Here is a 24,684-nt window from a genome sequence, read left to right on the forward strand (position 1 = left end):
GACTCCACCGCTCAGCGCCAAATCATTGGCCGCGGCCGGATCACCGGCCGGGCGTCACCGGGGTAGCCGTCTGGTTAGCATCGGTCCCCGCACCCGGAGCACAGCCGGGTCCGTCCCCGACCCGACTGGAGCCCCGCAGCGTGAGCGCTACGGAGTCTGCCGACACGGCCCTCGCCCCGTCCCTCTCCCCGGCGACGCGTGAACTGATCCGGGGGCGTCCGCTGTCCACCGCTCTCGCGTGCTGCCTCCTCTCCTTCGCGGTGTTCTGGTGCGCTCAGCGCCTCGCGAACGTCACGATGCTCGACCTCATGGTCTACCGGGCCGAGGGCTGGGCCGCGCGCGCCGGTGCGGACCTGTACGCCATGCGGGCCACCGAGGCGCGGCTGCCCAACACCTATCCGCCGTTCGCCGCGCTCCTGTTCATACCGCTCACCCTCCTCGGGGTGGACGAGATGCGGACCCTGGCGACCGCGGGGAATCTGGTGCTGCTGGTGGTGCTCGTCCATCTCGCACTGCGGCTGGTGGGCCGCCCGCTGTGGTGGCCCCGCCCGGCGGCGACGCTCGCCGTGGCCGGCGCCGCGGTCTGGTGCGAGCCGGTCTGGACGACGCTGCGCTACGGCCAGATAAACCTGCTGCTGGCGGTGCTGGTGCTGTGGGACCTCTCCCGGCGGCCCGGGGACGCCGGCTATCGCTGGGCCGGTCTCGGTATAGGGATCGCGGCGGGGCTCAAGCTGACACCCGCGCTGTTCGCGGTGCTGCTGGCGGTGGCGGGCATCGTCAAGGGCCGGCAGCGGCTGCGCGGACGGGGGGCCGGGGCGGTGGGCGGGACCGGCCGGACGGGCTTCTGGAATCCCTTGCTGAGGCAGTCGCTGACGGCGGGTGCCGCGTTCCTCGGGACCGCCCTGCTGGCCGCGGTGGCGCTGCCGCGCGACTCACGGCGCTTCTGGACGGAGGTGGTGTTCAGCACGGACCGTCCCGGCCTTGTCGAGCAGACCGCCAACCAGTCGCTGCGCGGGGCGCTCGCCCGGCTACTGCACACCCCCGATCCCGGGCTGTGGTGGGCCGGGGCCGCCGCGGTGGTGGCCGTCGCCGGCCTGGCCGCCGGGACGGCGGCGCTGCTGGCGGGGCTGGACGCCTGGGCCGCCGTGGCCTGCGCCATGACGGCCCTGCTGGTGAGCCCGGTCTCCTGGTCGCACCACTGGGTGTGGTGCGTCCCCCTGCTGGTGCTGCTGGGGTCCGAGGTGCTGAACCGTTCCGGCCGGTGGATGTGGCGGGCGGCCGCGGCAGGGACGGCGCTGCTCTTCTGCTCGTACGCCCTGTGGTGGGTGCCGCACACGCCGGGCGAGCGGGCGGAACTGCGCCAGCACGGCGGGCAGATGCTGCTCTCGGCCGGTTATCCGCTGTGCGGCGCGGCCTTCATCGGTCTCACCGCGGTGGTCGCGATACGGGCCCTGCGGCGCCGGTCGGCGCCGGCGGCGGACACCGGGGCCGCCGCCGGCGTGGCGGTGCCGGCCGGCGCAGGGAGGGTTCAGGCGGTGGCGAAGGAGTAGAACCGTTTCAGCGTGCAGTATTCGTCGAGCAGACGGCCGTAGATGGGCTCGCCGTCGAGTTCGCGGTAGGTCTCGATGGGGTCGCCGACGATGATGAGGGCCCGCGCGCACTCCTCGCACCAGTACTGGTAGTCGGAGTTCAGCGGTTCCATGTCCCGCACGACGGGCGTACCGCTGCCGCACCAGTCGCATTTCCGGCTGTGGGCACCCATCAGTCACTCCAGCTGTGGCCGCAGGCCGTGCAGACGTAGGAGACTCCGCCGTTGTCCCCGAGCACCTGGGCCACCAGGGCCGACCCGCAGGAGGGGCAGTGGAGAAGGGTCACGGTACGGCCGGGAGGGCGGGCGGCCGCCTCGATTGTGCTCGTCGGCATCAGGCTCCTCCCCTTCCGGCGTCCGATTCTGCCACGGGAGGACCGGCCGGGTCAGCGCCCCGGCCGCCGGGGCCGCCGACCGCGGTCGCTGCCGCTGCCGTCTTCTCCCGCAACGCGACGATCCCGCCTCCCCGGAGGGAAGACGGGATCGAACGGCGGTGGAGCTAAGGAGAATTGAACTCCTGACCTCCTGCATGCCATGCAGGCGCTCTACCAACTGAGCTATAGCCCCGCGCTCGCCACGCGCCGACCGGGTCTCCGCCGCCGCGTTGTGAACGAGCAGAAGCTTAACCGGTGACCAGCCGGAATGAGAAATCCGCGGTCCGGCCCGCCACCGGCGGCCTCTCAGGTGTCGTCGCCGAGCACCGGCTCCGGCAGCGTTCCGGCGTTGTGCTCGGTGAGCCGCCAGCCCCGCACGCCCTCGCTCAGCACGGACCAGCAGCAGTTGGAAAGGCCGCCGAGCGCCTCCCAGTGGCGGGAGTCCAGGCCGAGCAGACGGCCGATGGTGGTGCGGATCGTGCCGCCGTGGCTGACGACGACGAGCGTGCCGCCGTCGGCGAGCTTGTCGGCGTGGCTCATGACCACGGGCGCCGCCCGGTCGGCCACCTCGGTCTCCAGCTCGCCCCCGCCGCGCCGCACGGGCTCCCCGCGCTTCCAGCGGGCGTACTGCTCGCCGTAGCGCTCGACGATCTCCTCGTGGGTCAGCCCCTGCCAGCTGCCGGCGAAGGTCTCCCGCAGGCCCGCGTCGTGGGTGACCTCCAGACCGCACAGAACGGCCAGCTCGGCTGCCGTGTCGGCGGCGCGCCGGAGGTCGGAGGCCACGATCGCCTGGGGCTCCAGCGCGGTCAGCAGCCGGGCGGCCCGGCGGGCCTGGGCGACGCCGGTGCCGGTCAGCTCGATGTCGGTCGTCCCCTGGAAGCGGCGTTCCACGTTCCAGGCCGTCTGACCGTGCCGCCAGAGGATGATCCGGCGGCCGCGGCCGCTGCTGCTGCCGTTCAGCTCAGCTCACCGTCCTGCCCGGCCTCGGAGGCCGCGCTCTTCGCGTACTCCTCGGACCGGCCCCGGGTGGCGGCGGCGTCGGCGGGCAGCTCCAGCTCCGGGCAGTCCTTCCAGAGCCGCTCCAGCGCGTAGAAGACGCGCTCCTCGCTGTGCTGGACGTGCACGACGATGTCGACGTAGTCGAGCAGCACCCAGCGGGCCTCCCGGTCGCCCTCGCGGCGCACGGGCTTCACGCCCAGCTCCTTGTTCAGCCGTTCCTCGATCTCGTCGACGATCGCCTTGACCTGGCGGTCGTTGGGAGCGGAGGCGAGCAGAAAGGCGTCGGTGATCGACAGCACGTCGCTGACGTCGTAGGCGATGATGTCGTGCGCGAGCTTGTCGGCGGCCGCCTGGGCGGCGGCGTTGATCAGCTCGATGGAGCGGTCCGTGGCGGTCACAGGCAGGCTTTCGGTCGGGGAACGTCAGTACCGGCCGCGGCGCCCCGGGGGGCACCGCGGCCGGTATCCAGGATCGCACGCCCGGCGGACGGCGCCGCACGGCTCCTCCGCCGGGGCCGCGGCCGGGGGTGCGGCCCTCCGCTACGGGGAGTCCGCCCCGGCCGGGTAGTCCCGGCCGAGGACGACCGTCACATCGGCGTTGGACGCTCCCTTGCCCTTCTGCACCGCACTCTCCGGCAGGCCCAGGGTGACGGCGATCTCCTTGGCCTCCGCCGCCCGGTCCGCGCCGGTGTACGTCACCTCGGAGAGCTGCTGCGCGGCGTCGGCACTGCCTCCGTTCACGACGGTGTAGCCGCCGTTGACCAGGGCGACCCGCGCCTTCTCGGCGGCGCCGTCGTCACCGGTGGCGTTGCGGACGCTGATCCTCGGGGCCGCGTCCGGGTCGGCGTTGGTGACCTTGCCGCCGAGTACGTCCTTGACCACGGTGTCGGCGGTCTCCGGAGCGAGGGTGCCGTCCGGGCGCACGGGCAGCAGCTCGGTCGCGTACTCGCCGCCCTTGGCCTGCTCCCCCAGCTCGGCCAGGGAGGCGCCGAGCTGTGCCTCGGTGAGCGAGGGGTCGGCGATCTGGTTGAGCGACCGGACGGTCTCGGTGGCCATCTCCGCCTCGCCGGGCATTTTCCGCAGCACGGCCCGCAGGACCCGGCCGAAGCGCTGGAGCTGGTCGGTCTGGTCCTCGCCCTTGCGCAGCAAGGTGGCGTAGCCGACGGCGGCCCGACCGCCGAGGCTCACGTCCTTCCCCTTCCGCGCGAGGGGTTCCTCGCCCTTCTTCTCGCCCGGGACGTCGGCGTCGGTGTCGACGGTGATGCCGCCCACCAGTTCGACGAGATTCTCCAGATACGGGGTGTCGAGCCGCCAGCTGTGCTCGATCTCCGAGCCGAGCAGCGTGTTCAGCGCGTCGCGGGTGGGGCCGTTGCCGTCCTCCTCGACGGAGGAGCCGAGGGTCGTGGAACCGCCGCCCTCCGCGGAGACCGCAAGGGCGTTCGGCAGCAGCAGGGTGGTGCCCTTGCCCGTGGTCTCGTTGTCGACCAGGAGCGCCGTGGAGCTGCCGCCGTCCTTGGTGTGCCGCAGATGCACGATGATCACGTCGCGCTTCTGGGGCCCGCCGGCCGCCTCCGCTCCCGCACCGGCCCCGGACAGACCGGGCAGCTTGCCCGCGTACCAGAGGTATCCGGCACCGCCCGCCAGGGCGAGGACGAGGACCACGACCAGGGCGACCAGCCGGTTGCGACCCTTGCGCTTGCGCTCGTCGCGCCGCTCGGTTCGGGTCTCGGCGAACTTCAGCCAGTCGATGACGTCCTCGGCGGCCTCGTCGGGCTCCTCGATGAACGAGAACTGCTCGGTGCGGTAACCACCGGGGTCCTCCCCGCCCACCGCGCCGCCGCCCGTGCCTCCCGTGCCGCCCGGGGACTCCGCGGTGCGGGTCTGCTGCGGGGGAACCCAGGTCTCCTCCCCGGCCTGCTGCGCCGGGTACGGGTACGGGCTCTCGTACGCCCCCGGCTGCGCCTGCCGCGGATGCTGTTGCCGCTGCCCGGTGGTGCCGGGACCCGCCGCGCCGTAGGCGGCCGAATCGTAGCCCTGCTGCCGCGGGTCCGGGTACGGCTGGTGGGGGCGGCCGTAGGCGTCGTACTGCTGCGGCTGCTGGTATCCGTACGGGTCGTAGGAGCCCCGGCCCTGCTCGCCGTAGGGGGCGCCATAGGGATCGTACGGGTGTTCCGGCTGGTCCGGGCGTCGCGCCTGCCCTGCCTGCGCCGGGTCGCCGCCGCCCTGGGAAGGGTCGTAGTACTGCTGGGTGTACGGGTCGTAGACGTAGGGGTCCCGGCCGTCCTCGGGCCTTCCGTACCGCCCGGAGTGTGCGTCGTTCACCAGTGCCCCTTCCCTTGCCGGACCGGATCGCTCAACCGGCGTCCCGGTACAGCCCGCGCTTGTCGATGTAGCGCACCACCCCGTCCGGCACCAGATACCAGACGGGTGCGCCCGCCGCCACCCTCGCCCGGCAGTCCGTCGACGAGATGGCGAGCGCCGGGACCTCGATCAGCGAGACACCTCCGTCGGGCAGACCGGGGTCGGAGAGCAGGTGTCCCGGCCGGGTGACACCGATGAAGTGCGCCAGGGAGAACAGTTCGGGGGCGTCGCGCCAGCCGAGGATCTGCGAGAGGGCGTCCGCTCCGGTGATGAAGAACAGGTCCGCGTCGGGGTTCCGCTCGCGCAGGTCCCGCAGGGTGTCGATGGTGTAGGTCTTGCCGCCGCGGTCGATGTCGATCCGGCTGACCGAGAACTGCGGGTTGGACGCCGTGGCGATGACCGTCATCAGATAGCGGTCCTCGGCCGGGGAGACGTTCTGGTGGCTCTTCTGCCACGGCTGTCCGGTGGGCACGAACACCACCTCGTCCAAGTGGTACTTGGCGGCGACCTCGCTGGCCGCCACCAGGTGGCCGTGGTGAACCGGATCGAACGTCCCGCCCATCACTCCCAGCCGGCGCTTCGCCGGACCGGTCACAGGCATGTCCTGCTCTCCCATGCGTGCAGAGCCTACTTCCCGGTCCGGGGCAGCGTCCCGGCCCTCAGCGGTCGCGGTTGAGCCGTGTGGTGATCCAGAGCAGCAGGAGCAGCGCGAACAGCGCGCCCCCACCGGTCAGATACGGGTTGAGGCTCTCGTGGTTCCCGCCGTGCTCACCGCCCTCGGCGGCGAGCGTGATCAGGGCGTGGGCGGAGCTGGGAAGACTCATCTCGCAGACCTATCCAGGTGTTCGTCGGGCAGGGACGCTTGGGTAGCGCCCTCATCGTAAGCGGGGCCCCGGCGCAACCTCACGCCGACTCCTGGCGTCCTACGGAGTCCGACCGGCGTCACCCCGCTGTCACCGCCCCGAACTAGGGTGGGGACCGCACGGGGGATGGGGCCACACATCCGGGCCGACAATGGGGGTCACGATGACCGAAGCAAGCCATGAGCGTGTGCCGGACCGCAACCGCAGGCGGTTCCCGGGGATCTCCTCGCGTGCCTACGAGCATCCCGCCGACCGGTCCGCGCTGGTCGCGCTGCGCAAGCTGAGCGGCTTCGACACCGTCTTCAAGGCGCTCAGCGGCCTGCTGCCGGAGCGGTCGCTGCGCCTGCTCTTCCTCTCCGATTCGGTGCGGGTGAGCGACCAGCAGTTCGCGCATCTGCACACCATGCTGCTGGACGCCTGCGACATCCTGGACCTGAAGAAGGTCCCGGCAATGTACGTGCAGCAGAACCCGCAGCCCAACGCCATGTGCATCGGCCTCGACGAGCCGATCATCGTGGTGAGCACGGGTCTGGTCGAACTGCTCGACGAGGAGGAGATGCGGGCCGTCGTGGGCCACGAGGTGGGCCACGCGCTGTCCGGGCACTCCGTCTACCGGACCATTCTGCTCTTCCTTACCGGGCTCGCCCTCAAGGTCGCCTGGATCCCGCTGGGCAACGTGGCGATCATGGCGATCGTGACGGCACTGCGCGAGTGGTTCCGCAAGTCGGAACTGTCCGCGGACCGGGCCGGACTGCTCGTCGGGCAGGACCTTGAGGCGTCCATGCGCGGCCTGATGAAGATAGCCGGCGGCAACCATCTGCACGAGATGAACGTGGACGCCTTCCTGGCCCAGGCCGAGGAGTACGAGGCCGGCGGTGACCTGCGGGACTCCGTGCTGAAGATCCTGAACGTGCTGCCGCGCAGCCACCCGTTCACCACGGTCCGCGCCGCCGAGCTGAAGAAGTGGGCGCGGAGCCGCGACTACCAGCGGCTCATGGACGGCCACTACCCGCGCCGGGAGGAGGACGGGGACACCTCGGTGACCGACTCCATCAAGGAGTCCGCGAGCCACTACGCCGACACGGTGCGCACCAGCAAGGACCCCCTCATGGGCCTGGTGCGGGACATCGCCGGGGGTGCGGGCGACCTGGGCGGCAAGCTGCGGGACAGGTTCACCGGCGCTGCCGGCGGCAACGGCAACGGCGGCGGTGGCGGTTCCGAGCCGCCCCGGAGCAGCTAGTGCTGTGACCGGGAGGGCGCTCAGCGCGAGCCGCGGGGCAGGTCCGGCTGGGCCGCGTCCGCGAGCTCCCCGCAGAGCGCGGGGGTGGCGCGACCCGGGGCGAACGGGTCGGTTCCTGCCGGGCCGCTCCGGTCCGGGCGCTCCCCGGCGAGCAGCGGCCTCAGATACCGGGCCGTGTCCGCGGCGCAGCTCATCGGTCCGGCGTGCACCTGGCTCTGCACCACTTCGACCCGGTGGTCCCGCAGGTCACCGCGGTCGAAGCGGAACCGGGTCTCGCGCCGCACGGTGAAGAGGGAAGCCTCCCCGCCCTCCCCGTCCCCCGCCCGCTCGGCGTCCGCCGCGCGGAGCGCGTAGACGAAGACGTGGTCGCCGGTGACCTCCAGCTGGTCCGGGCCCGCCTCGGTGACGGCGAGGCTGCCCCGCACGCGTATCCCCGGATCGGCCAGCGCCACCTCCCCGGGATCGAAGCGGACCAGCCACCCGGGGGCGGCATGCCGTCCGTCGCCGGCCGGGTCCTCCATACTGCGGTCGAACTGCTCCTGCTGTGCCGGATCCACCAGCACCCGTACCGGGCGCACCGTACCGCCGGTGAGCACGTCCGGGTCGAGGGAGGACCGGACGATGTACTCCTTCGCGGCGTCGAGCGCGGCGAGCACCTGGCTGTCGGAGAAATTCCCGGTGCGCCGGGCCGCCGGCAGCGAGACCCCGTCGGCGCCCACCCGGAAATCTGCCGCCGGGCTGTGCTCGAAGAGCGCACCCGGGGCCGCCCCCGGCACGCTGCCGCGCGGCGCCAGCGGAAGGACCGCGCTGCGCAGGGGGCCGGGATCGTGCTCCGCGGCCGCCTGGTAGGGGCTGCGCACACCGAGGTAGACGGCCGTGCCGAAGGCCAGGGTGATCAGAACGACCAGCATGAGCACCTGCCGGTGCCCCCGGCCGCGGTCCCAGGGGGAGCGGTCGCGGACCGCGGGGGCGCGGTCCGTGAGCCGTTCCCGGGCGGAGAACTCCTGAAGCCGGGCAGCACGGACGAACGATTCGTCGAAAACGACGGATCGGTAATCGTCGTCACCACCGCCCGGGACGCCCTCGGGTGTCCCCTCAGGTGGGTCTCCAGGACCGGCCATACCAACAGAGTAGGTCGGAAGGGCACCTGGTAAACGCGGGGATCCGGGCAAATTCCCAGGCGGCCGGGCTGGGCCGCACGGGTGACCGCCGGCCCTCAGCGCCCGGCAGCCGAGGCGGTGGGCCGGGGAGCCTCCGCGGTGGCGGGCGGCGGTCCGCCGAGTCCGCCGATCCGGTCGCCGTCCACCCCCGTGGTCGCGGGCGGCGGCGCGGGGTCCTGCCGGGTGCCGGACTCGCCGCGGTAGACCGCCGCGAAGGCGAGCGCCACCATGCCCACGCCCATCACCACGGCGAGGACCCAGGCCACCGGCCGGTGCCAGCGGACCCGGCCGCGGTAGGGGCGCAGACTGCCGCCGTAGGGTCCGTACGGGTCGTGTGGATCGTGCTCCGCGCCGGCGGCCTCGTACCAGGACTCCCCGGTCTCGCGCTCCGCGCGGCCGACACCGTAGAGCTCGTGCAATTCGTCGTCGGTCGTGGGAACGCCGGGCCGGGGGCGGCGGGCCGCCTCGGCCTCCGCCCGCGCCTGAGCGGCGGCCAGCATCCGCTCGACGGCGGTGGGTTCGTGGACCGGTGCCGCCCGGATGAAGTCCTCGTCGAACGCCACGGTCGCGAACTCCTCGTCCGCGGCCCCGTGGTGGTGGCTGTCGGGCTCGTCACCGTCCGGGAACGGCCTGCCCCCCACATCGTCCGGCACCCGTCCAGGTTAGCCCCGGGCCGGTGGATTTGGGCAGGGAGAGCTGAAAATCGGCCCGGCGCACCGGTGGCGCGCCGGGCCGGTGGACCGGTCAGCAGGCCGGGCGGCCGCCGCCGCGGACATGGCCGTCACCGGTGACGATGTACTTGGTGGAGGTCAGCTCCGGCAGGCCCATCGGGCCGCGGGCGTGCAGCTTCTGGGTGGAGATGCCGATCTCCGCGCCGAAGCCGAACTGGCCGCCGTCGGTGAAGCGGGTGGAGGCGTTCACGGCGACCGTGGTGGAGTCCACCAGCTGGGTGAACCGGCGGGCGGCGGCCTGCGACGTGGTGACGATCGCCTCGGTGTGGCCGGAGGACCAGAGCCGGATGTGGGCCACGGCCGCGTCCAGCGAGTCCACGACCCCGGCGGCGATGTCGTAGGAGAGGTACTCGGTCTCCCAGTCCTCGGTGGTGGCCTCGACCACGGTCGCCCCGGTCTCCGAGCGCCCGGCGATCTCCCGCACCCGCTCGTCGGCGTGCACGGTCACCCCGGCCTCGGCCAGCGCCTTCAGCGCCCGCGGCAGGAACGCCTCGGCGACGTCCTGGTGGACGAGGACGGTCTCGGCGGCGTTGCAGACGCTGGGCCGCTGTGCCTTGGAGTTGACCAGGATCTCCACGGCCATGTCGAGATCGGTCTCGGCATCGATGTAGACGTGGCAGTTGCCGGTGCCGGTCTCGATGACGGGCACGGTGGACTCCTCGACGACCGTCTGGATCAGCGAGGCACCGCCGCGCGGGATCAGCACGTCGACCATGCCCCGGGCGCGCATCAGCTCCCGTACCGACTCGCGGCTGTCGCCGGGGACGAGCTGGACGGCGTCCGCGGGCAGACCGGCGCCGCCCACCGCGTCCCGCAGTACGGTGACCAGGGCGTGGTTCGAGGAGGAGGCGGAGGAGGAGCCGCGGAGCAGCACCGCGTTGCCCGACTTGAGGCAGAGCGCGGCGGCGTCCACGGTGACGTTCGGCCGCGCCTCGTAGATGATCCCGATGACGCCGAGGGGGACCCGCACCTGGCGCAGGTCGAGGCCGTTGGGAAGCGTCGAGCCGCGGACGACCTCGCCGACCGGGTCGGGCAGAGCCATCATGGCCCGGACGTCGGAGGCGATCGCCCGGATCCGCTCGGGGGTCAGCGTGAGGCGGTCGATGATCGCCTCGCTGGTGCCGGCGGCCCGCGCCCGCTCCACGTCCTCCGCGTTGGCCTCGACGATCTCCTTGATGCGCACTTCCAGGGCGTCGGCGATCGCGCGCAGTACGTCGTCCTTGGCCGATCGCGGCAGCGGGGCGATCTCGTTGGCCGCGGCACGGGCGCGGTAGGCGGCCCGGATGACCGGGGACTGCGGCATGGGATCGGCGAGGGGCGAAGGGAAGACGCTCATGAGCCCAGGGTACTGAGCCGCGGGCGCGTATCCCCGCGTGTTCCGCAGCGCGAGACGGCCGGCCGCCCGGTCCGGGGACCGTCCGTACACCTGGGCGGTGGGCGGGGCCGGTCCGTCTCCGGGCGGCGGCGCCGCCCACCGCCGGTGACGGCCCGGGCCGGGCAGTGCCGGGCCGCCTCAGAACGGATGGACGCCGACCGGTGAGACGGGCGGCGGACCGTAGCCCTCGGTGACGCGCTGGTGGTACGTCTCCCGGTCCACGACCTCCAGTCCGACGATCTCCCAGGGCGGCAGCCCCGCCGTCGCGCGGTGCTCGCCCCAGAGCCGCAGGGCGACGGCCGCCGCGTCGTGCAGGTCCCGGGCCTCCTCCCAGTACCGGATCTCGGCGTGGTCGGCCGCGTAGCGGCCGGTCAGCAGGAAGGGATGGTCGTGGGCGAGCTGCTCCAGCCCCCTGCGGACCTCCGCCGGCGGCGTCCGCGCGCCGGAGACGCTCAGGGTGATGTGCCACAGCCGGGACGGCTCGCGCCGCCCCTCTCCCGGGCCGCCCGTCCACGGCCCCGTTCCGGCGGCGGGCGCGGCCGGGACGGCGGAGACGGGCGGGCGGGCGGTGCGGTCGCGGGCTCCGCCCGTGCCGGCCGGAGCCCTTCGCTCCGCCGCTGCCCGGCGCAGCGTCTCCAGGCGCCCTCGTCTCACCGGCGGTCTCCTGTTCCGATGCGGCGCTCCGCGCTCCCGCGGAGGCGCCGTGTGCTGCTGACGGGCCGTCTCCCCTCCGCGGAGCGCGGCCCCGGCCGCCGTCCCGGCGTCCGTACCAAGAGTTGACCAGTCCGCGGGCGGCCGTGCGGGGTTTTCGGAAAATGGCCGCCGGTGAAAAGGGGCGGAGCGCGGCCGTCCGCGGCGGAGTCCGCAACGGAGGAGTGGCGCGTCAGCCGGTGCTGCGACGGGGAAGGACGCCGGGCAGCCCGCGCGGCCCGGTGCGGTGCGGTGCGCCGCGGGGCACCGGCCCGCTACTCAGCGGAGCACCACGAGGTCGTCGCGGTGGACGACCTCCCGCTCGTAGGCGGGCCCGAGCTCGCGCGCGAGGTCGCGGGTGGAGCGGCCGATGAGCCGGGGGATCTCCTTGGCGTCGAAGCTGACCAGCCCGCGGGCGACCGGGATGCCGGCGGTGTCGCGGAGCTCGACCGGGTCCCCCGCGCTGAAGTCGCCCTCCACGGCGGCGATACCGGCCGGCAGCAGGGAGCTGTGCCGTTCGACCACGGCCCGTACGGCACCGTCGTCCAGGGTCAGTGCGCCGAGCGGGGTCGAGGCGTGGGCGAGCCACAGCAGCCGTCCGGCGGAGCGCCGGCCCGTGCGGTGGAAGTAGGTGCCGATGGGGCGGCCAGCGAGCGCGTCGGCCGCCCGGCTGGCGGAGGTGAGCACCACCGGAATGCCCGCGGCGGCGGCGATCCGGGCGGCCTCGACCTTGGTGACCATGCCGCCGGTGCCGACCCCGGCCCGGCCGGCGCTGCCGATGGAGACCCCGTCCAGGTCCTTCATTCCCCGGACCTCGGGGATGCGGCTGGTGCCCGGGGTGCTGGGGTCGCCGTCGTAGAGGGCCTCGACGTCCGAGAGCAGCAGCAGCAGATCGGCGCGGACGAGATGGGCGACGAGGGCGGCGAGCCGGTCGTTGTCCCCGAAGCGGATCTCGTCCGTGGCCACCGTGTCGTTCTCGTTGACGACGGGGAGGGCGCCCATGGCCAGCAGCTGGTCGAGGGTGCGGTAGGCGTTGCGGTAGTGGGCCCGGCGGCTGGTGTCGTCGGAGGTGAGCAGGACCTGGCCGACCCGGATGCCGTAGCGGGCGAAGGAGGCGGTGTACCGGGCCACCAGCAGGCCCTGGCCGACGCTCGCGGCGGCTTGCTGACGGGCCAGGTCGCGGGGGCGGCGGCGGAGGCCGAGCGGGGCGAGACCGGCTGCGATGGCCCCGGACGAGACGAGCACGATCTCCTTCGTGGCGGTTTCCCGCGCGTCGTTGCCGCGTGCGGTGACCAGGGTGTCGACGAGGGCGTCCACGCGGTCGGCGTCGAGCCCGCCCGCCGAGGTCGTCAGGGAGGAGGAGCCGACCTTCACCACGATCCTCCGGGCCGAGGTGACGTCGTCCCGGTCCGCTGTCGATCCCGCTGCCCCTGACACCGCGCTGCTTCCTTCTCTCTCGCCGGCCGACGAGGCCGGACCGGCCGGCCGGGTGATCGAACCGCTGTCCCGGAGAATCTACGCCAGGTCGCCGACGGCCCGCCCGGCCGTCCGCCTCGCGGGACGAGCCGCCCGGACGGCGGAGAACCACCCGTGCACCCCGACGCCCGTCCGCCCGGCCACGGGAAGACGGCCCCGCTGCCGTTCCCCCCTCGCGGCTCTCGGACCTCCCCCCAGAACGTTATGAAACGGTCATGACGGATCAGGTCGCCGGTCACCCCGGTGACACCCGTCACGTGAAATTGTCTTAGCGGCGGCGCACGTCATACGGTCAGTGGTTGTTCTCCGCGGCAGCCCGCGTTCAGTCCGCGGCGCGCGCACCGGACCCACGTGGTCGCCCCCCGTCCACTCCTCCCCGCCAGGAGCCCAGCTCGTGCCCTCCGCCGGACCAGCCACCCGCCGTGTTGTGCAGCTCACAGCACTCTTCGCGATGTTCGCTGCCTACACGGGCCAGCTCGTGGGCGCTCTGCTGCCCCATGTGCCGGTCTTCGTCGCCGCCTCGGCAGGGGGGCTGGCTCTCGATCTGTATCTGCAGCTGAAGCAGCCGGGCCTGCTGTCGCTGCTGAGCAAGGTCCGCTTCGACGTCACCGTCCGGCAACTGCTGCGCGACATGCTGATCGTGCTGGGACTTCTCCGGATGGAGGGCATCAACCCGATCGCGGAGCACTCACCGCTGACCATCGGGCTGCTGGCCTTCTACATGACGCACTTCGCGTGCCAGGCCACCGCGGTGCTGGTGCGCCGCAGCCGGACCCTGCCGATCGTCACCCGGAACATCGACACCTCGGCCCTGCGGCTCTCACCGGCGCCGCCGCGCATCCTGTCCCGCCGTCCGGGCCACCGGCTGCTGACCTTCTCCATGCCCGTCACCGCCGGTCTGCTGGCCACCGTGGTCACCCGGGACGCCCTGTGGGGCGGCCTCGGGCTGGCCCTCGCGCTGGCCGTCTCCATCACCGGCACCCTGTACCTCGCGGGCTGGCTGCTGCCGGCCAAGCGCTCGGCGACGGAGGCGCGGGTCCTGAAGTGGCTGGACGCCTGGCTGGCTGAGTACCGGCCCACGATCGGCATGTACTTCTCCGGCGGCACCACCTCGGCGTACCAGGCCAATATGTGGCTCTCCACACTGCCGCAGCTCGACGGGAAGCCGGTCATCGTGCTCCGCGAGCGCTTCATGGTGCAGAAGATCGATGCCACGGACGTGCCGATCGTCTGCATCCCGAAGGTCGCGCATCTCATGCATCTGGAGCACTCGACGCTCAAGATGATGCTGCACCCGGCCAACTCGGGTAAGACCTCGCAGGTTCTGCGCATCCCCTCGATCAAGCACGCGTTCATCAACCACGGCGAGAGCGACAAGCTCTCCAGCTGCAACCCCTACGCCAAGGCCTACGACGAGATCTGGGTGGCCGGTCCGGCCGCGCGCGAGCGCTACCAGCTCGCCGATATCGGCGTCGACGACCGGGACGTGGTGGAGGTCGGCCGCCCGCAGCTGTCGCCGATCCGCCCGTACGCCGGCCCGCCGGCCGACGACGGTCTCACCACCGTGCTCTACGCCCCCACCTGGGAGGGCTGGACCAACGACCCGGGAAACACCTCGGTGATCCTCGCCGGGGAGAACATCGTCCGCCGGCTGCTCGCCGACCCGGGCGTGCGGCTGCTCTACAAGCCCCACCCCATGACCGGCTCCGTCGACCCGCGCGCCGCCCGTGCCAACGAGCGCATCCAGTCCATGATCACCGAGGCCAACGCCCGCCGCGGCGGTCCCCGGCCCGGCCCGGAGGCCGCCGCCGAACTGCGCCGCCGCACCGTCGAACTGGACCGGCTGACCAGTACGCACTTCCGCCCCGACGCCGACGAGGCCGAGCGGATGATGATCCAGTCGACGCCCGACACCGACCGCGCCGCTGCCGTGGTGGCGGCGACGGCCGCCTGGGAACGCGCGTACTGGGCGTCCTTCCCGGAGTGGGAGCACCAGATCATCACCGGCCCCCGGCCCGCCATCTACACCTGCTTCAACCAGGCCGATCTGCTGATCAGCGATGTGTCCAGCGTCGTCTCGGACTATCTGACCAGCGAGAAGCCCTACGCCGTGGCCAACACCAGCGGGCTGAGCGAGAAGGAGTTCCGGGCCGGCTTCCCGACCGTACGGGCGGCGGCCATCCTCACCCCGGACGCCGACGGCCTTCCGGAGCTGCTGGAGGCCGTGCGCAACCCGGAGAAGGACACCCTCGCGGCGGCCCGCGCGGAGCTCAAGACCCATCTGCTCGGCCCCGCCGACCCGCCGTCCCTGGTCCGTTTCAACGAGGCCGCGGCCACCTTGTGCGCGAAGGCCGACGAGCGGCGCGCCCGAATGGCGGCCCGGGCGGCCTCCGATGTGCCCACGCAGCGCGAGGGCGCGGAGGAGACGGCGGCCGAGCTGGCGTCCGAGGAGATCGAGCTGGAGCCGACCGGGACCCGGGAGCCGGCCGGCACCGCGGACCCGGCCGACGCTCCGGAGAGCAGCGACTCGGTCAACGTCTGACCGCCGGCCCGGCCCAGTACCCGCGCGCCGGGCCGGCGGTACCAGGGGCGGGGCCCGGAGGCCGTCTCCGGGCCCCGCCCCTGTCCGTTCCCGCTGCCGCCGCGCTCCCGCCCGCGCACCGCCCGGCGCCGCGGACCCGCACCGTCCGGGCTCAGCCCGTGCCGGTCTCCGGGTGGCGGGCGCGCCAGCCGGCCCAGGCCGACTCCACCATCTCCCGCACTCCGTACCGGGCCGACCAGCCGAGCTCCCGGCCGATCAGTTCCGCCGAGGCGACCACCCGCGCCGGGTCACCGGGGCGCCGCTCCCGCACCTCGGGCCGCGCGTCCAGGCCGGTGACCGCACCGATGATCCCGATCATCTCGGTCACCGAAACCCCTTCACCCCGCCCGATGTTGAGCACCAGGGCGGTCTTCGGATCGGCGGTCAGCCGCCGGACCGCCGCCACATGCGCGTCGGCCACGTCCTCGACATGGATGTAGTCCCGGACGCAGGTGCCGTCGGGCGTGGGGTAATCGTCACCGAAGACCAGCGGCGCCCGCTTCTCGGACAGCCGCTCGAAGACCATGGGGACGAGGTTGAAGACGCCCGCGTCGCTCAGCTCGGGAGCGGCGGCACCGGCCACGTTGAAGTAGCGCAGGGAGACCGTCGCCATGCCGTGCGCCCGCCCGGCCGCGGCCACCAGCCACTCACCCGCCAGCTTGGTCTCGCCGTACGGGCTCATCGGCGCGCACGGAGTGGACTCGGTGACGAGATCGGTCTCCGGCATGCCGTAGACGGCAGCCGAGGAGGAGAAGAGGAAACGGCTGACGCCGGCGTCGGCCGCCGCTTCGAGGACGGTCCGCAGCCCGTCGACGTTCTCCCGGTAGTAGAGCAGCGGCTTCTCCACCGACTCGCCGACCTGCTTCTTGGCAGCGATGTGCACGACACCCGTCACGCCGTGCTCGCGCAGGACGCGGTCCAGCAGCTCGCGGTCGAGCACGGAACCCCGCTCCAGCGGGACCGCGGAGGGCAGCCGTCCCGCCTCTCCGGTGCTCAGATCGTCGAGCACCACGGCGCGTTCGCCGCTGCCGGTCAGTGCCTTCACTACATGGGAGCCGATGTATCCGGCACCACCTGTGATCAACCACGTCATGGCGCCACCCTACGCCGTGCGGAGCGACGGCAGGACGGCTCTCCGGGGGGCCCGCGGTCCGGGGCCCCGAGGTCAGGAGCCCCGAGGGTCAGGAGCCCCGAGGGTCAGGGGCGCGTCCGGCGTCCGGCGTCCGTGGTCCCTCCGTGCGGGTCGTCGGCCGTCCCGGGGGCGCGGCGCCCGGCCGGTCAGGAGAACGGGTCGAAGCCCCGGTACTCCGCCTCGGCCTCGTCCCGCTCCGCATCCCGGTCGCGACGGCGGACCGCGGCCGGGCGCGGCGCCTCCAGGCGATGGTCCTCGCCGCGGCGGCCGAGCATCTCGGCGCCCGCGGCCATGCTCGGCTCCCAGTCGAAGACCACCGCATCGTCCTCGGGGCCGATCGCCACACCGTCGCCCGCCCGGGCACCTGCCTTGACCAGCGCGTCCTCCACGCCGAGGCGGTTGAGCCGGTCCGCGAGGTAGCCGACGGCCTCGTCGTTGCTGAAGTCCGTCTGCCGCACCCAGCGTTCCGGCTTCTCGCCCCGCACGCGGAACAGGGCCTCCTCCTCCCGGGTGACGGTGAAGCCCGCGTCGTCCACCGCCTTCGGGCGGATGACGATCCGGGTCGCCTCCTGCTTCGGCTTGGCGGCGCGCGCCCTCGCCACGATCTCGGCCAGCGCGAAGGAGAGCTCCTTCAGCCCGGTGTGGGCGACGGCCGACACCTCGAAGACCCGGTAACCGCGGGCCTCCAGATCGGGGCGGACCATGTCGGCGAGGTCCTTGCCGTCCGGCACGTCGATCTTGTTGAGGACGGCGATCCGCGGCCGGTCGCCCAGGCCGCCGTAGCTCCGCAGTTCCTCCTCGATGGTGTCGAGGTCGGAGAGCGGGTCGCGGTCGGACTCCAGGGTGGCGGTGTCCAGGACGTGCACCAGCACCGAGCAGCGCTCGACATGGCGCAGGAACTCCAGGCCCAGACCTCTGCCCCGGCTGGCGCCCGGGATCAGCCCCGGGACGTCCGCGACGGTGTAGACGGTCGAACCGGCCGTCACCACTCCGAGGTTGGGCACCAGGGTCGTGAACGGGTAGTCGGCGATCTTCGGTTTGGCGGCGGAGAGCACCGAGATCAGCGAGGACTTGCCGGCGCTCGGATAGCCGACCAGCGCCACATCGGCGACGGTCTTGAGCTCCAGGACGATGTCCCCGCTCTGCCCGGGCTCGCCGAGCAGCGCGAAGCCGGGCGCCTTGCGGCGGGCCGAGGCCAGCGCGGCGTTGCCGAGACCGCCGCGGCCCCCCTGCGCGGCCACGTAGGAGGTGCCCTGGCCGACGAGGTCGGCGAGCACCCGGCCCTGCCGGTCGAGGACGACGGTGCCGTCCGGGACCGGCAGCACCAGGTCCTGGCCGTCCTTGCCGGAACGGTTGCCGCCCTCCCCCGGCTTGCCGTTGCCGGCCCTGCGGTGCGGGCTGTGGTGGTAGTCGAGGAGCGTGGTGACGGACTGGTCGACGACCAGCGTCACATCGCCGCCCCGGCCGCCGTTGCCGCCGTCGGGGCCCCCGAGCGGCTTGAACTTCTCACGGTGGACGGAGGCGCAGCCGTGGCCTCCGTTACCCGCGGCGACATGCAGTTCGACGCGGTCCACGAAGGTGGTCATACGGGTGCCTCCTGCTGTGCGTACCGGCCTTCCGGCCTGGTGACGGGGTTGTCCTGCGGTACTGCGGGTCCTGCTGCCGCACCCCGCGCCGCGCGGGACCTGCCGCACGGCCGAGGGGGTACGGCCTGGTCAACGCACCGAGGGCGGACCGGCTTCCCGCCGCGAGCGTGCGCTGCGCGGCGGGAAGGACGGCCCGCCCTCGGTGCTGTGTCTTCGCGTCCGGGCTGATTACTCGGCGACCGGGACGATGTTCACGACCTTGCGGCCGCGGCTGGTGCCGAACTGCACCGCACCGGCGGCGAGGGCGAACAGCGTGTCGTCGCCGCCGCGGCCGACGCCGTTGCCCGGGTGGAAGTGGGTGCCGCGCTGGCGGACCAGGATCTCACCGGCGTTGACGACCTGACCGCCGAAGCGCTTCACGCCGAGCCGCTGGGCATTGGAGTCGCGCCCGTTCCGGGTGGACGATGCGCCCTTCTTGTGTGCCATGTGTTCTCAGTCCCTTACTTCGCAGCCGCGGGGATGTCGGTGATCTTCAGCGCCGTGTACTGCTGGCGGTGGCCCTGGCGCCGGCGGTAACCGGTCTTGTTCTTGTACCGCAGGATGTCGATCTTGGCGCCCTTGTGGTGGTCCACGATCTCGCCCTGGACCTTGATGCCCGCGAGGACCCACGGGTCGCTGGTGACGGAGTCGCCGTCGACCACGAGCAGGGTCGAGAGCTCGACCGTGTCGCCGACCTTGCCGGTGGAAATCTTGTCAACCTCAACGATGTCGCCGACAGCAACCTTGTGCTGGCGACCACCGCTGCGCACGATGGCGTACACGCGGATCTCACTCTCTGCTCGAACGGGACCCCTGATGCCAGCCGCTCACGCGGAAGCCGGATCCGCGAAGGATCCGTACCCGCGGTTTCCGGAAGGACGAGCGGCCTCCCCCGGCGGACCGGGAGGGATGTGCTCAAGGGGGTGGCGTACACACGCCGACAGTCAAGATTACGGGGCCTTGACACGCCGGTCAAACCGGCCCTCACCGGCACCGGGGGCCCTGCGGCCCGGGCGGTCCCCGCCGTCCCCCGGCCCCGTCCCCCCGGCCGTCCCGCGGCCGTCCCGCAGCCGTCCCGGGGAACGCCCCGTACGACTCCCGGGGTCCGGCGGCGGCACCCGTGATCCTCCCGCCACCGGCGGCGACCGGCACGGCGCCGGGCCGGTGCTCCGCCCCCCGGAGGAGGAGGCACACCGGCCCGGCGCCCGCACGGACCCGTGGGCCCGCCCGCGGCTACGACTCGTCGGCCGAGGCCGCGACCGGGGCGGAGGACTGCTCCGCCGCCACGGTCTTCTTCGCCGTCTTCCTGGTGGCGGCCTTCTTCGCCGTGGCCTTCTTGGCGGCCGCCTTCTTCGCCGTGCCCGGTTCCTTCTTGGCCGCCGTCTTCTTGACGGCCGCCTTCTTCGCCGTCGCCTTCTTGGCCGCGGCGCGCTTCGCCGCCTTCTTCGCCGGGGCCGCCGCGGGCTCCCGGCCCTCGCCGGGTTCAGCGGCCTCCACGTCCTCCGCCGCGGGCGGCGCCGACGGCTCCGCGGCCGGCTCACCGGCGGGGACGACCACCACGGCCGTCTCCTCCGGCTCCTCGGTGCCCTTCGGCGGACCCGCGGGGGCCGAGGCCTTGCGGACCGCCCGGCGGCGGGTACGCGCCGGAGGCGCCGCCTCGGCGGCCGGAGCGGGCTCGGCCGCCGGCTCCGCAGTCGGCTCGGCCGCCGCTTCGGGCCGCGCCTCGGGCTCGGCCGGGGCGACGACCACGACCGCCTCCTCCGCGGCCGCCTTCGGGGGGCCCGCCGGGGCGGACGCCTTGCGGACCGCCCGGCGCCGGCCACGGCCGACCCGGGAAGCCGCGGCCTCCGCCTCGGCCGCGCTGCTGAACAGCTCCTCGTCCGGGCTGAACGCGGGCTCCGGCAGCGCCACCGGTTCGGCGGCCTCCGCCGCCACCTCGGCCGGGGTCTCCGGGGACGCCACCGCGGCCACCGCGGCCTCGCCCCCCGCTCCGACGTCCGACGGCTCAGGGGCGTGGATGTGCGGCTCCGCCGCGGCCCCGCCGCCCTTGCCCTTCTTCTTCCGCTTGCCACCGCCGCCGGGCGCCGACGGCTGCTCCATGTGCACGATGACACCGCGCCCGTTGCAGTGGACGCAGGTCTCGGAGAACGACTCCAGCAGCCCCTGGCCGACCCGCTTGCGGGTCATCTGCACCAGGCCCAGCGAGGTGACCTCGGCCACCTGGTGCTTCGTCCGGTCGCGGCCCAGGCACTCCAGCAGCCGGCGCAGCACCAGGTCCCGGTTGGACTCCAGGACCATGTCGATGAAGTCGATCACGATGATGCCGCCCAGGTCGCGCAGCCGCAGCTGGCGCACGATCTCCTCGGCCGCCTCCAGGTTGTTCCTGGTGACCGTCTCCTCCAGGTTGCCGCCCTGACCGGTGAACTTGCCGGTGTTGACGTCGACGACGACCATCGCCTCGGTCCGGTCGATCACCAGCGAACCGCCGCTGGGCAGCCAGACCTTGCGGTCCAGCGCCTTCATCAGCTGCTCGTCGATCCGGTACGTGGCGAAGACGTCGACGTCCGACGTCCACTTCTGCAGCCGGTCGGTGAGGTCCGGGGCGACGTGCGAGACATAGCCCCGGATGGTCTCCCAGGCGCCGTCACCGCTGACGATGACCTTGGAGAAGTCCTCGTTGAAGATGTCGCGGACGACGCGGACGGTCATGTCCGGCTCGCCGTAGAGGAGGGTGGGGGCGCCGCCGCCCTTGGCCTTCTTCCGGATGTCGGCCCACTGCTGCTGCAGCCGCTCGACGTCCCGGGCCAGCTCCTCCTCGGAGGCGCCCTCGGCGGCGGTGCGGACGATGACGCCCGCGTCCTCCGGGACGATCCTCTTCAGGATCTGCTTCAGCCGGGACCGCTCGGTGTCCGGCAGCTTGCGGCTGATGCCGGTCATCGAGCCCTCGGGCACATAGACCAGGTAGCGGCCGGGCAGCGACACCTGGCTGGTGAGCCGGGCGCCCTTGTGACCGATCGGGTCCTTGGTGACCTGCACCAGAACCGACTGGCCCGACTTGAGCGCGGTCTCGATCCGGCGGGGACCGCCCGACATGCCGAGCGCGTCGAAGTTGACCTCGCCGGCGTACAGCACGGCGTTGCGGCCCTTGCCGATGTCGACGAACGCGGCCTCCATCGACGGCAGCACGTTCTGGACCTTGCCCAGATAGACGTTGCCGACGTAGCTGGTGGCCTGCTCCTTGTTGACGAAGTGCTCGACGAGGACACCGTCCTCCAGCACGCCGATCTGGGTGCGCTCACCGCTCTGGCGGACGACCATCACCCGCTCGACGGCTTCGCGCCGGGCCAGGAACTCGGCCTCGGTGATGATCGGCACCCGGCGGCGGCCCTGCTCGCGGCCCTCGCGACGGCGCTGCTTCTTCGCCTCCATCCGGGTCGAACCCTTGATGGACTGCACCTCGTCGAAGCCCGTGCCGGGCTCCTCCTTCTTGCGCGGCTCGCGGATCTTGACGACCGTGCGCTCCGGGTCGTCCTGCGAGGCGTCGACCGGGTGGTCGCCGGCCTCGCCACTGCGCCGGCGCCGGCGCCGGCGGCGACGGCTGCTGCTGGTGCCGCCCGCACCGGCGCCGTCCTCCTGCTCGTCCCGCTCCTCGCGCTCGTCCCGGTCCCGGGTACCGGCACCCTCGCGGTCTCCGTCGGCGGAGGCCTCCCCGGCCTCCTCGCCCTCGGTCCCGGTGTCCTCCTCGCCGGTCTCCCCGGTCTCGCCGTTCCCCTCGCCCTCACCCCGGCGGCGGCGACGGCCACCCCGGCGGCGACGGCGGGACGGGCGCTCGCCGGCGTCCTCCTCACCGGCCTGCGCCTCCTCGGCCGCCTGCTCCTCCTCGGCGGGCTCGACGACGGCGCCGGCCTCGGGACCGGTGTCCTCCGCGGCACCACCCCGACGGCGGCGACGGCGCGTGCCGCCGGCCGCCGCGGCGGGCTGCCGCTCGGCGGCCTCCCCGGCCTCGCTCTCCTCTTCCGCGGCCTCGGCGGCGGCCGCCGCAGCGGCGCGCTCCGGCGTCTGGAACATGGGCTCGGTGAAGACCGGCGCCTGGAACACGGCCGTCGGCGGCCGGACGGCCCGGCGGCGGGTGCGGCCGGACGGCTCCGGCTCGGGCTCCTCGGCGGGCGCCGCGAACGGGGCGCGCCCGGCGGCACCGGCTCCCGCCTCCTCCGTCCCGGCATCGGCGACGGGCTCCGCGACGGGCTCCGTGACGGACTTCCGGCGCACGGCCCGGCGGCGCGAACGGGCCGGCTGCTCCTCGGCGGCGGAGCCCTCCACCGGCTCCGCCTCCCCGGGGGCCTCCCCGGTCTCCCCGCGGACGGGCACGGGGGCGTCGTCGGCCACCGGAGCGAGCTCCGGAGTGGCCAGACCGGTCTCGCTCCGGCGCGCGGAACGGCGGCGGGTGCGTCCTCGCGGCGCCTCCACGGCGTCGGCGACCGTCACGGCACCCTCGGTCAGCGGCTGCGCGGGGCTCTCCGGCGGGGCCTCCCCCTCGGGGGCGCCGCCCTGCACGGCCTCGCTCCCCTCGGCGGCGGCGGCCACCTCGGCCGGGGCACCGGCCGGAGCCGTGGCCTTGCGGACGGCACGGCGGCGGGTACGGCGCGGCGCCTCCTCCCCGGGCGGGGCGGAAGCGGTCTCGTCGGCCGGGGCCACGGCCGGGGTCTGGTCCCCGACGACCGTGGGCTCGGCCAGGTCACCGTCACCCGTGACGGTGGGTGCACCGGCCGGGGCGGTCGCCTTGCGGACGGCACGGCGGCGGGTACGGGCGCGGGGAGCGGCCTCCGCCTCGGCGGCGGGAGCGGCTTCGGCGGCCTCCGCCGCCGGAGTGCCGCCGGAGAGCTCGTCCTCCTCCACGGCGACCGCCTCGGCGGCGGCCTCCTCCTGAGCGGCGGTGGTCTCCTCGGCCGTCCCGGCCTCCTCCGGCTCCTCGGCGGAGCCGGGTGTCACGGCCTCGGGTGTCACGGCCTCGGGAGCGGCCTCGGCGGCCGTCTCCTGGGCCGACAGCGCCGTCAGGGCCGCCGGTGCGGCGGGCGCGGAGTCCGCGATCACCGTCGTGGCCCCGGCCTGCTCCCCTTCCGGTGTTCCCGCGTCCGGCGCGGCGGGCGGACCCGCCGGGCGGGAGGCCGCCCGGCGCCGCCGCCGCGGGGGCAGGGTGTCGCTGGGGCTGTTGTTCTCGGGGGTGTCCCCGGCGGCGCTGTCGTGCGCCGCCTCACGGGGCTCCATGGACTGGGACATGCGGGCGTTTCTCCCGTCACGCTCCCGGGCGCCGGGCCGGTGTCCGGTCGCGGGCCGCGTGATGTGCGCGGTCCCGCGGTCCGGGGCCTGGGCGCCGCACGGGAGCTGTCGTCTCACTCGCCGGTCCGTGGGGACGGCCCGGCGAAAGCTTCTGTGTCAACGCGTCGCCGGACCCGGGTGGCTCCCTGGTGCGTCGGCGACGCTTCGACGACCGTCCTTACGCGGTGCCCACCTGCGCTGCTCCGCCGAACGGCGGTGCCTCCGTCGCGGCGGCCGGTACGGCGGCCGTGGGTGGGGCGGCCGTGACAGCCTCGCGGTCGGGCACGAGCGGGTCGGTCACCGTGCCGGACTCCTCATCGAGCAGCCCCTGCGCCAGCCTGGTCACCGCTGCGGGGACCGGCGGCGCCAGGTCGGCCGTAGCTCGGAGGCCGGACAGGACGTCGTCGGGTCGTACGGCGGGTGTGGCATGCCGTACTACCAGGCGCAGTATCGCACAGGCCGTGTCGCCCGGCCCATCGGCCGGTGATTCCCCGGCCTCCAGCCGTACGACGGCGGCGCGCGCGTCGAACGTGCGGATCCCGTTCTTCGTCCGCCGCTCGACCTCCACCAACTCCGCCGCGAGAAAAGCGGCGACGGCCCCGCGGGCCTCCTCCGGACTCACCCCGGGAAGCCGCAGCTCCCACAGGGAAGCCTGCAGCCGGTCGGCCAGGCCGGAGGTCCGGGCCTCGACCGCGTCGACGACATCCAGACCGGCGGGCAGCGAAGCGTCGAGCAGCGCCCCGAGCTTCCCCGGGTCGCGGGGCTCGGTGAGGGCGATCTCCAGGAACTCGGCCTCACTGCCCGTGCCGGTGGGTGCGGCATTGGCGTAGGACACCTTGGGGTGCGGGGTGAAGCCGGCCGAGTACGCCATCGGCACCCCGGCACGCCGCAGGGCTCGTTCGAAAGCGCGCTGGAAGTCGCGGTGGCTGGTGAACCGGAGGCGGCCCCGCTTGGTGTAGCGCAGCCGGATGCGCTGCGCCACCGGTGCGGGCGGGGGGCCTTCGGGCTGTCGCTTGCCCAGGGTCGCTCAGTCCTTCGTGAGTCACGGTCGTCCTGCTTCCCAGGGTACGTGTGACGGGCACCGAAGGTTCCCGCAGGGCCGCCCGGCCGGAAGCGCACGCGGGAGCGCGGGAGCGCGAAGGCCCTCCGTTCCCGGTTCCTCCCGGGCCCGGAG

General features: G+C 73.7%; 21 protein-coding genes and 1 tRNA gene. 3 read left to right on the plus strand and 19 right to left on the minus strand.

The genetic code is table 11. The features are described 5' to 3' along the window. The first annotated feature begins 140 nt into the window (after positions 1-140). Positions 141-1,550, plus strand: a complete 1,410-nt coding sequence (locus KBZ10_RS02310; RefSeq protein ID WP_374223292.1) for a glycosyltransferase 87 family protein — start codon at positions 141-143, stop codon at positions 1,548-1,550. Here KBZ10_RS02310 and KBZ10_RS02315 read toward each other — a convergent pair. The 8 genes from KBZ10_RS02315 to KBZ10_RS02350 form a co-directional block, all read right to left on the minus strand. Beyond that, the gene (locus tag KBZ10_RS02315; protein WP_210985781.1) at positions 1,529-1,762 is read right to left on the minus strand and encodes a hypothetical protein; all 234 of its coding nucleotides are present in this window, start codon (positions 1,760-1,762) and stop codon (positions 1,529-1,531) included. The genes KBZ10_RS02310 and KBZ10_RS02315 overlap by 22 nt on opposite strands. Beyond that, positions 1,762-1,923 (minus strand): hypothetical protein, encoded by a 162-nt coding sequence (locus KBZ10_RS02320; protein WP_210985782.1) that lies wholly within the window; start codon positions 1,921-1,923, stop codon positions 1,762-1,764. Before KBZ10_RS02320 ends, KBZ10_RS02315 begins: the two co-directional genes overlap by 1 nt. Before the next feature lie 159 nt (positions 1,924-2,082). After that, positions 2,083-2,155: transfer RNA gene (locus KBZ10_RS02325), tRNA-Ala, on the minus strand. Between the two features lie 113 nt (positions 2,156-2,268). Next, entirely contained in the window at positions 2,269-2,922 is a 654-nt protein-coding gene (locus KBZ10_RS02330; protein ID WP_210986054.1) for a histidine phosphatase family protein, read from the minus strand. Further along, the gene (rsfS, locus tag KBZ10_RS02335; protein ID WP_210985783.1) at positions 2,919-3,359 is read right to left on the minus strand and encodes a ribosome silencing factor; all 441 of its coding nucleotides are present in this window, start codon (positions 3,357-3,359) and stop codon (positions 2,919-2,921) included. The genes KBZ10_RS02330 and rsfS overlap by 4 nt, the downstream gene beginning before the upstream one ends. Before the next feature lie 141 nt (positions 3,360-3,500). Next, the gene (locus KBZ10_RS02340) at positions 3,501-5,282 is read right to left on the minus strand and encodes a LytR C-terminal domain-containing protein (protein ID WP_307847140.1); all 1,782 of its coding nucleotides are present in this window, start codon (positions 5,280-5,282) and stop codon (positions 3,501-3,503) included. A gap of 31 nt (positions 5,283-5,313) precedes the next feature. Continuing rightward, positions 5,314-5,937: a nicotinate-nucleotide adenylyltransferase gene (gene nadD / locus KBZ10_RS02345; protein WP_210985784.1), complete on the minus strand. Its 624-nt coding sequence runs from the start codon at positions 5,935-5,937 to the stop codon at positions 5,314-5,316. A 43-nt stretch (positions 5,938-5,980) separates the two neighbouring features. Next, entirely contained in the window at positions 5,981-6,145 is a 165-nt protein-coding gene (locus tag KBZ10_RS02350; protein ID WP_210985785.1) for a hypothetical protein, read from the minus strand. A gap of 202 nt (positions 6,146-6,347) precedes the next feature. On the opposite strand from KBZ10_RS02350, the gene KBZ10_RS02355 reads away from it, so the two are divergent. After that, positions 6,348-7,424, plus strand: coding sequence for a M48 family metallopeptidase (locus KBZ10_RS02355; RefSeq protein ID WP_210985786.1), 1,077 nt, complete (start codon positions 6,348-6,350; stop codon positions 7,422-7,424). Between the two features lie 20 nt (positions 7,425-7,444). Here the strand turns inward: KBZ10_RS02355 and KBZ10_RS02360 are convergent, their stop codons facing one another. The 5 genes from KBZ10_RS02360 to proB form a co-directional block, all read right to left on the minus strand. Continuing rightward, on the minus strand, positions 7,445-8,545 hold the full coding sequence (locus KBZ10_RS02360) for a hypothetical protein (RefSeq protein WP_210985787.1): 1,101 nt from the start codon (positions 8,543-8,545) through the stop codon (positions 7,445-7,447). Positions 8,546-8,640: 95 nt separating this feature from the next. Beyond that, the gene (locus KBZ10_RS02365) at positions 8,641-9,237 is read right to left on the minus strand and encodes a hypothetical protein (RefSeq protein WP_210985788.1); all 597 of its coding nucleotides are present in this window, start codon (positions 9,235-9,237) and stop codon (positions 8,641-8,643) included. 91 nt (positions 9,238-9,328) lie between these two features. Continuing rightward, positions 9,329-10,651, minus strand: a complete 1,323-nt coding sequence (locus KBZ10_RS02370; RefSeq protein WP_247701710.1) for a glutamate-5-semialdehyde dehydrogenase — start codon at positions 10,649-10,651, stop codon at positions 9,329-9,331. Positions 10,652-10,828: 177 nt separating this feature from the next. Further along, entirely contained in the window at positions 10,829-11,344 is a 516-nt protein-coding gene (locus tag KBZ10_RS02375; RefSeq protein WP_307847141.1) for a hypothetical protein, read from the minus strand. 315 nt (positions 11,345-11,659) lie between these two features. Further along, positions 11,660-12,817, minus strand: coding sequence for a glutamate 5-kinase (gene proB / locus KBZ10_RS02380; protein ID WP_210985789.1), 1,158 nt, complete (start codon positions 12,815-12,817; stop codon positions 11,660-11,662). 433 nt (positions 12,818-13,250) lie between these two features. Here proB and KBZ10_RS02385 point away from each other — a divergent pair, with 433 nt between their 5' ends. Beyond that, on the plus strand, positions 13,251-15,398 hold the full coding sequence (locus KBZ10_RS02385) for a hypothetical protein (RefSeq protein ID WP_210985790.1): 2,148 nt from the start codon (positions 13,251-13,253) through the stop codon (positions 15,396-15,398). Between the two features lie 151 nt (positions 15,399-15,549). Here KBZ10_RS02385 and galE read toward each other — a convergent pair whose 3' ends face one another. The 6 genes from galE to KBZ10_RS02415 form a co-directional block, all read right to left on the minus strand. Then, positions 15,550-16,530 (minus strand): UDP-glucose 4-epimerase GalE, encoded by a 981-nt coding sequence (galE, locus tag KBZ10_RS02390; protein WP_210985791.1) that lies wholly within the window; start codon positions 16,528-16,530, stop codon positions 15,550-15,552. Between the two features lie 185 nt (positions 16,531-16,715). Further along, a complete protein-coding gene (obgE, locus tag KBZ10_RS02395) occupies positions 16,716-18,155 on the minus strand; it encodes a GTPase ObgE (protein WP_210985792.1) in 1,440 nt (479 codons plus the stop codon). Positions 18,156-18,383: 228 nt separating this feature from the next. Next, complete coding sequence (gene rpmA, locus KBZ10_RS02400) at positions 18,384-18,641, minus strand: 50S ribosomal protein L27 (RefSeq protein ID WP_019709074.1); 258 nt, start codon at positions 18,639-18,641, stop codon at positions 18,384-18,386. 14 nt (positions 18,642-18,655) lie between these two features. After that, a complete protein-coding gene (gene rplU, locus KBZ10_RS02405; RefSeq protein ID WP_210985793.1) occupies positions 18,656-18,976 on the minus strand; it encodes a 50S ribosomal protein L21 in 321 nt (106 codons plus the stop codon). A 451-nt stretch (positions 18,977-19,427) separates the two neighbouring features. Beyond that, a complete protein-coding gene (locus KBZ10_RS02410) occupies positions 19,428-23,471 on the minus strand; it encodes an Rne/Rng family ribonuclease (protein WP_247701711.1) in 4,044 nt (1,347 codons plus the stop codon). Positions 23,472-23,688: 217 nt separating this feature from the next. Then, the gene (locus KBZ10_RS02415) at positions 23,689-24,531 is read right to left on the minus strand and encodes a TIGR03936 family radical SAM-associated protein (protein ID WP_210986058.1); all 843 of its coding nucleotides are present in this window, start codon (positions 24,529-24,531) and stop codon (positions 23,689-23,691) included. Positions 24,532-24,684 lie beyond the last annotated feature (153 nt).

Source organism: Streptomyces sp. F63 (genome assembly GCF_018070345.1).
In the GTDB taxonomy this organism is placed as follows: domain Bacteria; phylum Actinomycetota; class Actinomycetes; order Streptomycetales; family Streptomycetaceae; genus Streptomyces.